This window comes from Kosakonia sp. YIM B13571 (genome assembly GCF_042788095.1).
In the GTDB taxonomy this organism is placed as follows: Bacteria; Pseudomonadota; Gammaproteobacteria; order Enterobacterales; family Enterobacteriaceae; genus Kosakonia; species Kosakonia quasisacchari.
On record NZ_JBHZPL010000002.1, the window covers coordinates 378,375 to 392,234 of the forward strand.

Here is a 13,860-nt window from a genome sequence, read left to right on the forward strand (position 1 = left end):
ATGCTGCGTCTTCCGCCATATATCTCGCGAAATTATAGTTACCGCAAGCACAAAATCAGCAGAGGTTATTTATGACACTTTTTTTGGATAAACCCGGTGATGAGGGATTGCCTGGGCGCGAGCGGTTACTGGCAATGATTGCAGTTATGACCAGCACGACGATGGCGGTATTTGATGGCTCGATGGTGAATATCGCCTTGCCGCAAATTGCGCAGGCGTTACATGTAACCTCCGCTGAAGCCGTTTGGGTGGCAAATGGATATCTGCTCTCCGCTGCCATGACGCTGGCAATCTTCGCCGCATTAGCGGCACATATTGGCTTTCGCCGATTATTTGCCGCCGGGCTAGGTCTCTTCACGTTGGCATCGCTGGGTTGCGCGCTGGCTCAAACGTTTGAAACACTTGTCGCGATGCGTCTCTTACAAGGGATTGGCGGAGCGGCAACACTCAGCATTGCGCCCGCGATTTTGCGCTCTGTCTTTCCTAATCGGTTACTGGGACGCATCCTTGGCATGAATGCGTTGTTAATCGCTTCCAGCACCGCTATCGCGCCAGTACTGGGCGGTACCCTGCTGGCAACGTTGAGCTGGCAATGGTTATTCGCCATTAACATTCCTCTGGGTATCCTTGCGCTGCTCTTCACTTTACGGGTGATTCCGGCTGCAACCTCTGCACTGCGCGGATCATTTGACACGCCGGGAGCACTGCTTTCGGCGATCATGCTGGGATCGATAGTGATGGCATCAAGCGCTATTTCCCGTTCCGGATCAGGATTAACTGCGCTGAGTTATGGATTTATTGGGCTGTTTGCCGGGGTAGGGTTTGTTTTTCGACAACGACAGGCATTGCAGCCGCTGATGCCGCTTGCGCTTTTTGCCTCGCCGCGTTTTTCGCTGGCAGCACTGACATCGCTGGCTTCTTTTATCAGCCAGGGGATTACATTCGTCGCTCTGCCGTTGCTGTTTCAGCGTGTTTATGGTTACAGCGCGTTGACGTCGGCGCTGCTGTTTACCGCCTGGCCTGTTGGTATCATGCTGGTTGCGCCACATGCCGGGCGGCTTGCTGACCGCTACGCACCTTCGGTGATTGCCACCGTCGGTTTGTGTATTTTCGCGGTGGGGTTAATTTTGCTGGCGCAGTTACCCGCTAATCCCCCCGTATGGGATATCAGCCTGCGCAGCCTGATATGCGGTATTGGGTTCGGCTGTTTTCAGAGCCCGAACAATAAAGAGATGATGGCGAATGCTTCAAGGGAGCACAGCGGTTACGCGTCCGGCGTACTGGCCATTATGCGCACTTTCGGCCAGTGCCTTGGTGCAGCGTTGTTTGGTGGGATCCTGTCGCTCTATGCCCCTTCCGCCAACGCTGTACAGGAAGCTTTTGCTGTCCGGTTTGGTTTAGGGTTGGCTGCCGTGGCGACTATCCTCGCGATTCTCTTTAGCCTGAGCCGTATGCGGCAGATATCAGCGCAGTCGCTTTAACGAACGCGTTGCGCCAGCCATACGGTATGGCCACCACAGTGTGGATCTTCCTGAACCATGTCGATAACCTCGAAACCGCGATTTGCTAATAACTCGCGGTACTCGTCTGGTGCCAGGCTGGCATGGAACAAGGGTTCACCGGCGAACTGCCCCATCGCGATTCCGTGGTGGGTTCCGCTGGTAAACATTAACGCGCTACCCGCATGACTATGTTCGGCAAAACGATCGAACATGCTGCGTTGATCCTCATGTGCCAGGTGAAAAAAACTGTCCCAGGCCAGAAGCCCATCGAAAGTTTCCCCGAGCGATAGCTGGCGCATATCTTGCTGGATCCAGCGCTGAGCGGGAAACTGCTGGCGCGCGCGTTCCAGCATTGCGCTTGCGCCATCCACGCCGGTGAGCTGAAAACCCTGGCGGATAAGCCAGCCCGCAATCGGCTGCCCGTTACCACAACCGATATCGATAACATTGCCTTTATCAGGAAGCTGGTGTGCGAACTTCTCCAGCCAGCTTTTCTCAAAGAGCGCCTGTGAGCGCTGCTCAGCAAATGTCTGGGCGTGGCGTTGATAGATTGAAAGAATATTTTGTGCGGCGCTGTTGCTCATGTTTATCTCGCTTAAACCCAGAGATTAGGCGCATACGGCTGTGATGTGATGCAAGATAGCTGCGCTATTCCAGCATGCCTTTTAGCTTTGCCAGCAAATACGCGGTAACTGAGGTCGCGTCGCTGATCTTTCCTGCGGAAATCAAGGTCTCAAACTCTCTCAGGGTAATTTTGCGCGTCGTCAGACCAAACTCTTCGGGGTCCAGTTCCTGCTGCTGATGTACCAACTCTTGCGCGAGGAAGATATGGTAACCTTGGCTGGAGTAGCCTTGCGCCAGTTTCTGATACCCCACATAGCGTATCTTTCCCGCCACCAGCCCAGTTTCCTCACGAAGTTCACCGGCTGCAACATGCAGCGGATCCGCCTCTGGCGCACATTCCCATGCGCCTTGCGGCAGCTCAATGGTGTGCTTGCCAAGCGGATAGCGAAATTGCTCAACCACGTACAGGCTGTCGCCTTCACGGGCGATAATCACGACAAAATCGGCTTTCTCAACAACGGAGTAAATGCCTTCGTTACCATCAGCCCGCAGGATTTTGTCTTCGCGCAGACGCATCCACTTGTTGCGGTACACTTCGGTTGTAGCAAGCGTTTTAATCGCCGACATCACAGCTCTCCCTGTAGAACCTCAGGCGTGAAGAGTAACATGTGAATATCGCAAACGGGGGGATCTATTTGGCAGGGAAATGGGTTTCAGAGGAATCGGCGGTGACGAAATTCAGGGGATATTAAAATTAATATCCCCTTTGCGATGTCGACTTATGGCACGCCATCGCAATTACAGGCTGCGCCGCCCTCGCCCGCCTGGCACAGGATCTGGCACATGCAGTTCCAGTCCATCTCGCCATTTACTTCACACTCAGTCTGGCTGGCAGCGAAGACATTCATTGATAAACCAAATAATAAAATGGAAAGTAATGCACGGATTTTCATAAAAAGTCCCTTTATGTGATGAATCATGAAATAACGCCACGCGATAGCGCAGCGTTATTATTATAGGACGACATTTTATGATGAAGTGTTAAGTAACCTGTTTATTTTAATAGGAATTTTCTTCACATCAATCCGTATGATAAATAAAAGTATTTTATTTATCAGTGAAGAAATTATATTCCATTTCAATACAGCGTAATTCCGCGCGCGCCAGCGCAGAGGGGTAAACACTTTCCTGCAATATTATAAATCCTTGTTTTTGGTAGAACGTACAGGCGTTAGGCGTTGATGCCAGCGTGATTCGCGCCAAACCTCGCTTTGTCGCCTCCTGTTTAATGGCGTCTATTATCTGCGTCGCCAGCCCCTTTCCTTCCCACTCCGGCAACGTGAAAATAGCCTCCACGCTGGCGTTGGCGAGATCGAGAAAACCCGTGGCAACCGGCTGATCTTTTAACGTTGTTGCGACATAAAAGGGATTATTGGCAATCATCGTACGCTGGCTTTCCGGCATTTTATCCGGTGTCCAGGCCGCGATAACGCTGTCTTCATAGACGCCTTTACAACCGTGGCGGATAGCCTGGTTACGGATCTGCCATATCACTTCGGCCTCTGCGGGCCGAGCCAATCTGAGTTGCATCGTTATCACCTTTTCTCATGATAAAAATGGGAAAGCACGTTCGAAAAGTTCTGAATTTTTAGTCTTAACTTGTCAACCCGCTGCTGTTTTTTCGGTTGACGGGATGAGCGACATAAAAACATGCGATTAAAATTCATACGACATTCAAACTCTTATCGTGCATAAAATACGCTTCGCTGTTGTGATTTCTCACATCACACATAATGTATGCGGCCGGATAAAAAGCCCACATTAGCTGTGGAAATGTCAATTATTTCATCCAGTTAAAATTTGTGTTATCTGTATGTTATGCACTGATTTCGGCGAGCTTTACCGGCATGCCGTTTCCTACCGAGGCTGATAGATAATGGAACCTATCGTATATGTTGTCGACGATGATAATGCCGTCAGACGATCAATTGTCCGGCTGCTGGCAGCAGAAGGTTACCGCGCCATTGATTTCGCCTCGGCGGAATCCTTTCTTACTCACCCGCTGGTTTCCGTACCCTCTTGTTTGATTCTGGATTTGAATATGCCCGTCGCGGACGGTTTCGATGTCGCCAGCGCATTAAAAGATCGCGGACGCGAACTGCCGATAATCTTTCTCACCGGCTACGGCACCATCCCGCTGACTGTGCGCGCAATGAAAGCGGGTGCGCGCGAATTCTTAACGAAGCCTGTGGAGTCTGAACGCCTGCTGTCGGCGGTAGCGGACGCGCTGACTGTTGCAGCGCAAGATTTCGAACAACAACAGGAAAATTTTGCGCTCAAGCAGCGGCACTTATCCCTGACGCCGCGTGAGCAGGAAGTGTTTGAGTTGGCGATCAGTGGCTTGCTTAACAAGCAGATTGCCGCGGAGCTGGGAGTCAGCGAAATCACCGTTAAAGTGCATCGTCGCCGGGTGATGGATAAAATGCAGGCCCGCTCGCTGGCGGATCTGGTGCATGCCGCAAGCCACCTGCATATCGCTAAATCCCGCAGCCGCTAATCTGCCGCCACTGGCAAGGTAAAAGCCAACACGCTGCCGAAAGGCAGCCTGGACATCGCCGTTAGCTTGCCTTTATGCCGCTCAATAATGGCATAGCTGATCGTCAGCCCCATCCCCATGCCCTGTACTTTGGTGGTATAGAACGACTCAAACAGACGAGCCTGCACATCGGGACTCATTCCACTCCCGGTATCTGCTATCTGGCAAATCACCTCTTGTGGATCCTGAGTTAGCGTCGAGAGCGTTAACACGCGCGGGCGTGAGTCAATGTCTGCCATTGCTTCAACAGCATTCATCACCAGGTTAAGCAGCACCTGCTGGATCTGCACGCTATCGCCATGAATAAAGCTGTTATGCGCATCAAGTGCATAGTCGACGGCGATCTGCCGCCGCGCCAGTTCGCTGCGGGAGAGCGTCATGATATGGCGCAGTAAGAAATGCAGATCGATGCGCTCGAACACTGGCTCCTGTCTGCGCGTCAGCGATTGCAGACTACGGATCACCTCTCCGGCGCGCTGCCCTTCGCTGATAATCTCCTCCAGCCCGACGCGCACATTATCAACCGGAATCGGGGAACGATTAAGCCAGCGCAGGCTGGCACCTGCGTTAGAGACAATCGACATCAGCGGTTGGTTGATTTCGTGGGCGATCGACGAGGTCAGTTGCCCGACGGTGGTGGCTCGCGACACTCGCGCCAGCTCGGCCTGGGCGACGCGCGCAGCATCTTCACTTTGCCGCTGAGCGGTAATATCGGTGATGGTGCCAAAATATTCGTGTACCTCATCACCGGATGAAACCGGATCGCCAATGCCAAGGATATAACGGCACTCGCCATCGCTGCGGATAATGCGAAACTCCGCCTGCATAGTGAGCCCCTGTGCAACGCTGCGGGTGACCAGCGCACTGATATGCGGATGATCGTCCGGGTGAACAAAGGTTAAAAACTCGGCCATCGAGATAAGTTTGCGCTTCCCATCTATCCCCAGAATGCGCGCATACTCATCCGACATGTGCATCAAATCCTGCTCCAGCTCCCAGCGCCAGGTTCCGGTGTGGCTGATTTGCTCCCCCAACATGAGCGAGGTTTGGCTTGCGCGCAGTTCTTTCTCGACGCGCCGACGCTGAAGGTTCTCTTCCACCAGCTTGGCATACAACCGTGCGGTTTCCAGCGAAACCGCAGCATGCGCGCCAAGCAGGTTCACGACGCGTGACTGGCCGGCGGTAAACATCTCCGGCATCAGGCGGTTTTCCAGATATAACACTCCTACCAGCCGCGCTTGCTTGAACATCGGCACACACATCACCGCTGCTCCCGAAGAGACAAGATAGGGATCCTGGCTAAACGGACTGTACTCTTCTGGTCGGCCAGTGCGGATCTCCTGCCCGGTGCGGATCACCGCCGCCAGCACGGACAACGGCATATCTGTCGCCAAAGGCATCTCTTTTATCACCCGCACCAGTACGCCTTCTTTACTGGTGTGGGCGCTGGCTTCGATTTCCGCAATGTTGTCGTCAAGCACGCGAATAAGTAAACCGCGCTGCGCACCGGCACGCTCCAGTAACATGGTCATCAGGATCTGAATCAACCGTTCAAGATTGATCTCCTCAGATAAAGCGCGGGAGGCTTTGATAATGCTCTGCAGATCGCGGATTTCATCGTTCTGGGCAAAGGAGATCGTGTCATAGGGCGTACTTTCCACTGGCGTGAAAAGATGAGGATGCTCCTGTTGTAAATGGCGAACTTTAGCCTGCGCCCCGGTGCGCCCCCATGCGGCCATCGCGCCGCGAAAATAAGCATCTGCTGCGGTCTGGTACCCGCAGGAGAGCGCAAAACGCCCGGCCAGTTCATGCGCCAGTGCATTGATGGGGTTAAAACCCGCTTCGCGAGAAAGCGTAATTGCCTTCTCATACTGTTCCAGCGCGATGCTGTTCATTCCGTCGAGGCGCACGATTTCCGCGTACACCAGCGCTTCTTTATCGCTGAAGGTTTCCGGATTGACCTGCGCCCAGCGAGCTATTTTGTTGTAGTGCTGGTTTAGTCGCTGACGGTGCCCGGCGGAAAACGTCGCGGGTGTAAGCTGCATCGACAGTGCGAGCGCGCTATAGAGATGATAATCCAGCAGACTAATATGTCCGGGTGCGGACCAGGCATGTTTCCCCGCCTCTTTCAGACACGATTCCGCGCGGGAATAAGCCCCGGTGAAAAAGTGCGCCATCCCGCGATAGAGCCAGAACCAGAACAGCATCGTGGCGGGTGGTGTCGGTGGCAGCAGCGATCTGGGTAGTATCTCTTTGCCGCTTACCATGCTGTCTGGCTGCCTTAAATACTCGACAAAGTGACGTTGTAACAGCAGCAGAGAGTCCATATCCGAATACTGTGTTTCGCGGATAAAAGCCAGACCGCGATCGATATGGCTTAATACCGTGTCGAGGTGATCGCCGCGACTCATGGCGTTGATCACCTGGCGAAAAGCAGCAAAACAGGCAATCGTCAGATCCCCATGCGCAACGGCCGCGGTAAAACAAGCGTTAGCGCACTCCACGCTTCGCGATAGCGGTTGTGTCCAGACACAGCTACGACCCAGCGGAACCAGGGCTTTTGCGGCAAATTCATGTAAACCGTGGCGCGTTACCAGCTCCTGCGCCAGTACGCTGTAACGATAGCCCAGTTCATACTCTTCGTAGCGTTCGCCGATCAGCACACCAAACCACGCCAGTGCTGAGGTGGATGCGCCAGTCAGCCCGCGTTCGAGTGTCAATTGCAGCATCTGGCACAGCAACAGGAAATGCAGGCGCGGGCAATTAAAGCTCGCATACAAACTGGCGCTCGCCAGCAGGTTCATTAGCGCATCGGTTTCCTGATGGTTCATGCGCGGCAGTGCCGTAAATAGCCGCGCGGGGTTGTCGCCAATACGCGTGTGCATCTCCTGCCATGCGTGATCACAGGCTGCATCGTCGGGATAACGGCTGAGGTGAATACCAAACACGGTCAACCAGCTGAGCGTTGTTTCCAGCGCAAGCTGATAACCAGACTGGCGAATATGCACTTCTGCCAGCAATGTCGCGGCCTGCGCCTTCTCTGTAAGCCCGCCGGGCGATGCCAGTAACCGTTCGCACAGGCCGCGCGCGGTTGAAAGGTTACCGAGCAAAAACTCACAGGCGGTCTCCTCCAGCGAGAGAGCAAAGTCATGCCCCGTTTCGGTACGAAGGCGTCGGGCGAGGTGTAAATAGCTCAAAGCGGATGTGTAGTCGCCGGTGTGTTTTGCGCGCCTGGCGGCAAGCAGACTGAGTTCACTGAAGCGCTGGCGTTGCGGCAGCAAAACGTCGTCGGCAGCCGCATTGATGTGGTGGATGGCGCGAAACAGCAGCTCATTGCCCGGGGCTTCGGCCGCCGTTTGCGCCAGCAGCGTGGCCGAGGCCAGATGCAACTGGCGGCAATGTGCAGGCTCCAGCAGTGCGCAGGCTGCCTCGTGGATCCGTTCATGGGTAAACGTGTACTCGGCGGCGTTAAGCGTGACGAGTTGTACCGTGAGCGCAGGATGCAGGCGGTAATGCACCTCGCCTGCTGAAAGGTTCAGCACACGGCTTATTAATGTGATATCGCCTGCGCTGCCAAGACAGGCCATGCTCCCAAGCAGGTTTCGGGTTTCAGGCGGCATTTGTGCCAGTTGCTGAAGCAGCAAATCGGGTACGTTTTCGCGGTGGTAACGGGTGCTAATCGCCGCCAGGTCATACTGCCATTTTCCCTGATAGCTGTTATGGCTCACCAGGCCATCTTCGGTAATGCGCTTAAAGAACTCATGCACGAACAGCGGGTTGCCACCGGTTTTTTCATGGATCAGTTTCGCCAGCTCGACGGTAGATGCCGGGCGCGTCTGAAAAATGGTCGCCAGCCAGCGTGAGATGGCTTTCGCCGAACGCGGCTGCGGCACACACTCCATAACGCGGCTCGCCGCGCTGCGCAAGCGGGCCAGCGCGGTGGCAAAAGCTGGATCGTTTAACGAGGCTAAGTCGCGATGTGAAACCACCATCAACAGCGGCAATGCATGGCTGTGCTGTAACAGGTATTCCAGTAAATGCAGACTGGCGTCATCAATCCAGTGCAGGTTATCGATAAGGATAATCAGCGGGCAACCCGGTGTAGCAAAGACATTCACCAGGCGCAGCACCATGTAGTTGAACCGCGCGCGTGAATCGAGCGACAAGGTATCGATAAACGGCACCGGTTTACTGTCAATCAGCAGCCCCAGTTCCGGCGCGAGGCTCACCGCCAGCGCTTCATAACCTGTCAACGCGCTGCTGAGCCGTGACTTCCAGCGCGCCACTTCCTCTGTGGGCAAACCCAGCAAATGCAGTGCCAGCGAGCGGAAAGCTGCGGTGAGGACACCCAACGGCAAAATCGAGGAATTTTGTTCTACCTTCCCGAGCGCAATAAGCGACGGGCGACTCTGAAAGACTTTTAACGACGAGGCCATCAGCGAAGATTTTCCCATCCCGATGGGGCCGCTGATGGTGACCAGCGTTTGCGTACTGCTTTGCACCACCGCATCCAGCGCATCCGCCAGCACTTTGGCCTGCGGATGAGCGCGATACAACGTGTTAGCAAAATGCAGCGCCGGGGAACGATCCTGCAAACCTGGCGTAAAGTGGGCTATCTCGCCATCGGTCGTTAACGTCGCCTGGCAGCGACGCAAATCTGCCATCAGACCATCGACCGTCTGGTAACGTTTTTCCGGCGACTTTGCCAGCAGCTTCAGCACAATGGTTGACAGCATCTCCGGCACCCCGTCGCGCAGGTTATGCGGCGGCGAAGGTTCAGACGCAATGTGGTGTAACACCCATTCCGCCTGCCCGCCTTCGCTGAGATCGAACGGCAACGTGCCGGTCAATAGCTCATAAAAGACAATGCCCAGGCTGTAGAGATCGCTGCGGTTGTCCACGGCGTGATGGGTGCGCGTTGAGTGTTCCGGCGACATGTAGGCCAGCGTACCGCCGGAGAGCGGCAGCCAGTTCTGCGCCGGTTCCCCGACGGTACTGGTCGTCAGGCCAAACCCGCCCAACCGGCAGCCTTCATCGGTGAGAAAAATATTGCCGGGTTTAATGTCGCCATGGATCAGATTGCTGTGGTGTATCTGGCGCAGCGGCGTGCAGATGCACAGGGTCAGTTCAAGCCAACTGGCGATACACGCCATCGGCTGGCTGGTCAGACGGGTGAGTGGTTTAAAGGCGAATGTGGGATAAACCAGCGCGACGCGGCCGTGATATTGCGTGCTGGCCACGGGTTTTACCGCCCAGCGGCTATCAAGTTGCTGGCGCAACGCTAATTCGTTGTTCAGCAACTGGCTGGCGCGCGGCTCAGCATCGTCGCTTACCGCCGTGGCGAGAATAAAGGCATCGCTCGCCCATGGGTAATGTGCATTCATCCAGACAATGCAGCCCTCCTGCGCCAGCGGTGTGTAGATGGCATCATCCTGGAGCGTAAACGGTTGGTTTTCGGCCACCATCTGCGGCCACGGCGGTGATTTTGCGTTTCCGGTCATGGCGTCTCTTCCCCTCCCGCCAGCACGCGCGAAATATGGTCAAGCAGCATGTCGATATCGATCGGTTTATGTAAAAAAGCAACGGCACCGGGTTGCCCCGCGAACCGCTGCCAGGTTTCATCGTCATGACCGGAAATAAATATCAACGGCGGCGGGCACGGGCTAAGTTGCAGTTTTTCGAACAGCGCCGCCCCGCTCATGCCTTTGAGTTTAATGTCTGCAATCACCAGTGCCGATTGACGCTGCGCGGAACCATCGTTAAGAAAGGCCTCGGCGGACGCGAAGGTCAGCGTGGCGTACCCCGCCGATTGCAGCAAATTACTTAACCCGCTACGCACGGACGGTTCATCATCAACAATGGCAATACGCAGGGTGTGCGTCATGGTTATCCTCGGGGCATTAATCCCGGCGCGGCGGTGCGTCCGGCGGTTCAGGTTGCGGCGTACCGCTAATCTTTGGCACACACTCATGGCGAAACCATGCCATGGTTAACGGTTGCCGGGCAAGTAACCGACGGGTAATCGGAACAAGTTGCTCCCCTACCAGCATGCCGAACAACCCCAGTAAGGCCATTACCGGTGGCGCGGGGGAACGCGTTCCCAGTAAAGCATAAATACCGCCAGCCAGAAGACCGACCAGGAGGGAAAGGATCCAGGATTTCATAGGCTCACCCCGCAGCAGCTTGAGAGATCAATGCGCTGACGAGCTGTTCGCCCATCAACATGCCAAGCAACCCAACCAGCGCAATCGCCGGTGGCGCAGGCGATCGCACCTTTAGCAACGCGTACATCACGCCAATCAACACGCCTGCTGCGAAAGAGATAAGTCCGATACTCATGGCATTCTCCTGCCGTGAAAGAGACAAGCTGACCGGCGTTAACCGGCCAGCAAAAGGCTTATTTCGCCGGAACCGGTGCCAGTGTGCGATGGCCCGCTTTCGCGCGTGAAGGCGCTTTGTGCACCATGGTGTAGGCATAATCGACGCCCATACCGTATGCGCCGGAATGCTCTCTCACAATATTCATTACCGCGTCGTACGTTTCGCGGTGCGCCCAGTCACGCTGCCATTCCAGCATCACCTGCTGCCAGGTAACCGGAATCACACCCGCCTGAATCATGCGCTGCATGGCGTAATCGTGCGCCTCTTTCGACGTGCCGCCGGACGCATCCGCCACCATATAGATTTCGTAGTCGCCTTCCAGCATGGCGCACAGTGCGAAGGTGTTGTTACACACTTCGGTCCACAAACCAGAAACAACGACTTTACGCTTGCCGTTCGCTGCCAGCGCATCACGCACTTTCTGGTCGTCCCAGGAGTTCATTGAAGTACGTTCCAGAATATCTTTCTCCGGGAACACATCCAGCAGCTCAGGATAGGTGTTGCCGGAGAAACTTTCGGTCTCTACGGTGGTGAAGATCGTCGGAATATTGAACACTTTGGCGGCTTTTGCCAGCGCGACGGTGTTGTTTTTCAGCACCTGGCGGTCAATAGACTGCACGCCAAACGCCATCTGCGGCTGGTGATCGATAAAGATTAACTGACAGTTCGCCGGGGTCAGAACTTCAAGCTTCGCGGTAGTCATATAAGCATCCTTAGAGGTTAAAGTGAGGAGTGTTACGTTACGTTCAGACAGCAACTCACGCGCCATCGCTATCGTTGGCTGTATGTTAGGTATCCCTCCCCGGCATAACTATTATCTGAAGGTATAACTATCCTTTCGTATACCTATACGTTCGTATAACTGTTCATTCTTTCCCAACGCTTAGCATAATCCGCCCAGACGCTTATCCGGCCCATGAGGCCGCCAGACTGGAGGAAGTATGGATTCGCTCGTACATGCAGAACTGATATTGCTTAATGGTCAGTTTCATACGGTTGATCGGGAAAACCCGTTCGCCGAAGCGGTGGCTGTCCGCGACGGAAAATTTGTCCAGGTGGGGACCGAGGCCGAGGTGATGGCTTACCGTGGTGAACGCACAAAAGTGGTGGATCTGAAAGGTCATACGGCGATCCCGGGGCTGAATGACTCGCACCTGCACCTGATCCGCGGCGGTCTTAATTACAACCTGGAGCTGCGTTGGGAAGGTGTACCGTCGCTGGCGGATGCCCTGCGCATGCTGAAAGAACAAGCGCTGCGCACGCCTTCTCCGCAGTGGGTCCGCGTAGTGGGCGGCTGGACGGAGTTCCAGTTCGCTGAGCGGCGTATGCCGACGCTGGATGAAATTAACGAAGCTGCGCCGGACACGCCGGTGTTTATTCTGCATCTGTACGACCGCGCCCTGCTCAACCGCGCGGCGCTCAAAGTGGTGGGTTACACCAAAGACACGCCTAACCCGCCGGGCGGCGAAATTCAGCGCGACAGCAACGGCAACCCGACCGGGATGCTGATTGCGCGGCCAAACGCGATGATCCTCTACGCGACGCTGGCGAAAGGGCCAAAATTGCCGCTGGAACAGCAGGTCAACTCCACGCGCCAGTTTATGCGTGAGTTGAATCGTCTGGGTCTGACCAGCGCCATTGATGCGGGCGGCGGTTTCCAGAATTACCCGGAAGATTACGAAGTGATCGCCGAATTACACAGCAAACAGCAGATGACGATTCGTATCGCCTATAACCTGTTTACCCAGCGTCCGGGACATGAACTGGAAGATTTCGAAAAATGGACCGACATGTTAACACCGGGCCAGGGCAGTGACTTTTTCCGCCACAATGGTGCGGGTGAAATGCTGGTCTTTTCCGCCGCCGACTTCGAAGATTTCCTCGAACCGCGCCCGGATCTGGCGTCCGGTATGGAAGATGAACTGGAGCGCGTAGTGCGCCACCTGGTTGAGCATCGCTGGCCGTTCCGCCTGCACGCTACCTATAACGAATCGATCAGCCGCATGCTGGATGTGTTCGAAAAAGTGAACTGCGACATTCCGTTTAACGGTCTGCACTGGTTCTTTGACCATGCGGAAACCATCACCGAAGCCAATATCGAGCGCGTAAAAGCGCTTGGCGGCGGGATTGCGGTTCAGCACCGCATGGCCTTCCAGGGCGAATATTTCGCCGAGCGCTACGGCCAGCAAGCGACCAAACAGACGCCACCGGTGGCGAAAATGCTGGAAGCCGGTTTGCCGGTTGGTCTGGGCACCGACGCCACGCGCGTTGCCAGCTACAACCCGTGGACGGCGCTCTACTGGCTGGTTTCCGGGCGAACGGTTGGCGGCATGCAAATGTATGACCACAGCGCGCGTCTCGATCGCGACACCGCCCTGCTGCTGTGGACGCAAGGCAGCGCCTGGTTCTCCAGCGAACAAGGGAAAAAAGGCCAGATTAAAGTCGGTCAACTGGCCGATCTCGCCATCCTCAGCAAGGACTACTTCCGGGTGCCGGAAGAGGAGATCAAAGGCATTGAGTCCGTACTGACAGTGGTGGGCGGTGAGATTGTTTATGCCGCGGGCGCATTTGGCCCGCTGGCGCCACCGGCGATCCCGGTATTGCCAGATTGGTCGCCGGTAGTAAATGTGCCAGGTCATTACCGCAGCGCACCGCCGCAGGCCGCTCGCGTCGGCCAGGCGTCGGGTGTACACCACTGCTCCGGTCCATGCGGTGTACATATTCATCAGCACGATGTTGCACGCGGTTCCGCTATGCCGGTTTCCGATGAGAACGCCTTCTGGGGCGCGCTCGGTTGCAGCTGCTTTGCGTTCTGAC

General features: G+C 55.4%; 12 protein-coding genes. 3 read left to right on the plus strand and 9 right to left on the minus strand.

Annotated elements, in window-relative coordinates; translation table 11 throughout:
• Nucleotides 1-71: 71 nt before the first annotated feature.
• Nucleotides 72-1,481: an MFS transporter gene (locus ACFX4O_RS06915; RefSeq protein ID WP_380207862.1), complete on the plus strand. Its 1,410-nt coding sequence runs from the start codon at nucleotides 72-74 to the stop codon at nucleotides 1,479-1,481.
• On the opposite strand, the gene ACFX4O_RS06920 is transcribed toward ACFX4O_RS06915, so the two are convergent.
• The 4 genes from ACFX4O_RS06920 to ACFX4O_RS06935 form a co-directional block, all read right to left on the minus strand.
• On the minus strand, nucleotides 1,478-2,086 hold the full coding sequence (locus tag ACFX4O_RS06920) for a class I SAM-dependent DNA methyltransferase (RefSeq protein WP_380207863.1): 609 nt from the start codon (nucleotides 2,084-2,086) through the stop codon (nucleotides 1,478-1,480). The two genes, ACFX4O_RS06915 and ACFX4O_RS06920, sit on opposite strands and share 4 nt — an antisense overlap.
• A gap of 64 nt (nucleotides 2,087-2,150) precedes the next feature.
• Nucleotides 2,151-2,693 (minus strand): NUDIX hydrolase, encoded by a 543-nt coding sequence (locus ACFX4O_RS06925; RefSeq protein ID WP_131410144.1) that lies wholly within the window; start codon nucleotides 2,691-2,693, stop codon nucleotides 2,151-2,153.
• A 152-nt stretch (nucleotides 2,694-2,845) separates the two neighbouring features.
• Nucleotides 2,846-3,019, minus strand: a complete 174-nt coding sequence (locus ACFX4O_RS06930) for a hypothetical protein (protein WP_017456786.1) — start codon at nucleotides 3,017-3,019, stop codon at nucleotides 2,846-2,848.
• 154 nt (nucleotides 3,020-3,173) lie between these two features.
• Nucleotides 3,174-3,656: a GNAT family N-acetyltransferase gene (locus ACFX4O_RS06935; protein ID WP_380207864.1), complete on the minus strand. Its 483-nt coding sequence runs from the start codon at nucleotides 3,654-3,656 to the stop codon at nucleotides 3,174-3,176.
• A 346-nt stretch (nucleotides 3,657-4,002) separates the two neighbouring features.
• On the opposite strand from ACFX4O_RS06935, the gene ACFX4O_RS06940 reads away from it, so the two are divergent.
• Nucleotides 4,003-4,623, plus strand: a complete 621-nt coding sequence (locus tag ACFX4O_RS06940; RefSeq protein WP_131410148.1) for a response regulator transcription factor — start codon at nucleotides 4,003-4,005, stop codon at nucleotides 4,621-4,623.
• On the opposite strand, the gene ACFX4O_RS06945 is transcribed toward ACFX4O_RS06940, so the two are convergent.
• Genes ACFX4O_RS06945 through ACFX4O_RS06965 form a run of 5 tightly spaced genes read right to left on the minus strand, consistent with a single transcriptional unit; the run spans nucleotide 4,620 to nucleotide 11,746 of the window.
• The gene (locus tag ACFX4O_RS06945) at nucleotides 4,620-10,163 is read right to left on the minus strand and encodes an AAA family ATPase (RefSeq protein ID WP_380207865.1); all 5,544 of its coding nucleotides are present in this window, start codon (nucleotides 10,161-10,163) and stop codon (nucleotides 4,620-4,622) included. The genes ACFX4O_RS06940 and ACFX4O_RS06945 overlap by 4 nt on opposite strands.
• Entirely contained in the window at nucleotides 10,160-10,546 is a 387-nt protein-coding gene (locus tag ACFX4O_RS06950) for a response regulator transcription factor (protein WP_131410152.1), read from the minus strand. Before ACFX4O_RS06950 ends, ACFX4O_RS06945 begins: the two co-directional genes overlap by 4 nt.
• Before the next feature lie 16 nt (nucleotides 10,547-10,562).
• Complete coding sequence (locus ACFX4O_RS06955; protein ID WP_017456791.1) at nucleotides 10,563-10,826, minus strand: XapX domain-containing protein; 264 nt, start codon at nucleotides 10,824-10,826, stop codon at nucleotides 10,563-10,565.
• Between the two features lie 4 nt (nucleotides 10,827-10,830).
• Nucleotides 10,831-11,001 carry a DUF1427 family protein gene (locus ACFX4O_RS06960; RefSeq protein WP_131410156.1) on the minus strand — a complete coding sequence of 57 codons (171 nt, stop codon included), beginning with the start codon at nucleotides 10,999-11,001 and terminating at the stop codon, nucleotides 10,831-10,833.
• Between the two features lie 58 nt (nucleotides 11,002-11,059).
• On the minus strand, nucleotides 11,060-11,746 hold the full coding sequence (locus ACFX4O_RS06965) for a hydrolase (RefSeq protein ID WP_131410158.1): 687 nt from the start codon (nucleotides 11,744-11,746) through the stop codon (nucleotides 11,060-11,062).
• Between the two features lie 238 nt (nucleotides 11,747-11,984).
• Here ACFX4O_RS06965 and ACFX4O_RS06970 point away from each other — a divergent pair, with 238 nt between their 5' ends.
• Complete coding sequence (locus tag ACFX4O_RS06970) at nucleotides 11,985-13,859, plus strand: amidohydrolase (RefSeq protein WP_380207866.1); 1,875 nt, start codon at nucleotides 11,985-11,987, stop codon at nucleotides 13,857-13,859.
• Nucleotide 13,860 lies beyond the last annotated feature (1 nt).

Coding starts and splice junctions, on each gene's coding strand:
- ACFX4O_RS06915 (WP_380207862.1), top strand. CDS start 72: ATGACACTTTTTTTGGATAAACCCGGTGATGAGGGATTGCCTGGGCGC.
- ACFX4O_RS06920 (WP_380207863.1), bottom strand. CDS start 2,086: ATGAGCAACAGCGCCGCACAAAATATTCTTTCAATCTATCAACGCCAC.
- ACFX4O_RS06925 (WP_131410144.1), bottom strand. CDS start 2,693: ATGTCGGCGATTAAAACGCTTGCTACAACCGAAGTGTACCGCAACAAG.
- ACFX4O_RS06930 (WP_017456786.1), bottom strand. CDS start 3,019: ATGAAAATCCGTGCATTACTTTCCATTTTATTATTTGGTTTATCAATG.
- ACFX4O_RS06935 (WP_380207864.1), bottom strand. CDS start 3,656: ATGCAACTCAGATTGGCTCGGCCCGCAGAGGCCGAAGTGATATGGCAG.
- ACFX4O_RS06940 (WP_131410148.1), top strand. CDS start 4,003: ATGGAACCTATCGTATATGTTGTCGACGATGATAATGCCGTCAGACGA.
- ACFX4O_RS06945 (WP_380207865.1), bottom strand. CDS start 10,163: ATGACCGGAAACGCAAAATCACCGCCGTGGCCGCAGATGGTGGCCGAA.
- ACFX4O_RS06950 (WP_131410152.1), bottom strand. CDS start 10,546: ATGACGCACACCCTGCGTATTGCCATTGTTGATGATGAACCGTCCGTG.
- ACFX4O_RS06955 (WP_017456791.1), bottom strand. CDS start 10,826: ATGAAATCCTGGATCCTTTCCCTCCTGGTCGGTCTTCTGGCTGGCGGT.
- ACFX4O_RS06960 (WP_131410156.1), bottom strand. CDS start 11,001: ATGAGTATCGGACTTATCTCTTTCGCAGCAGGCGTGTTGATTGGCGTG.
- ACFX4O_RS06965 (WP_131410158.1), bottom strand. CDS start 11,746: ATGACTACCGCGAAGCTTGAAGTTCTGACCCCGGCGAACTGTCAGTTA.
- ACFX4O_RS06970 (WP_380207866.1), top strand. CDS start 11,985: ATGGATTCGCTCGTACATGCAGAACTGATATTGCTTAATGGTCAGTTT.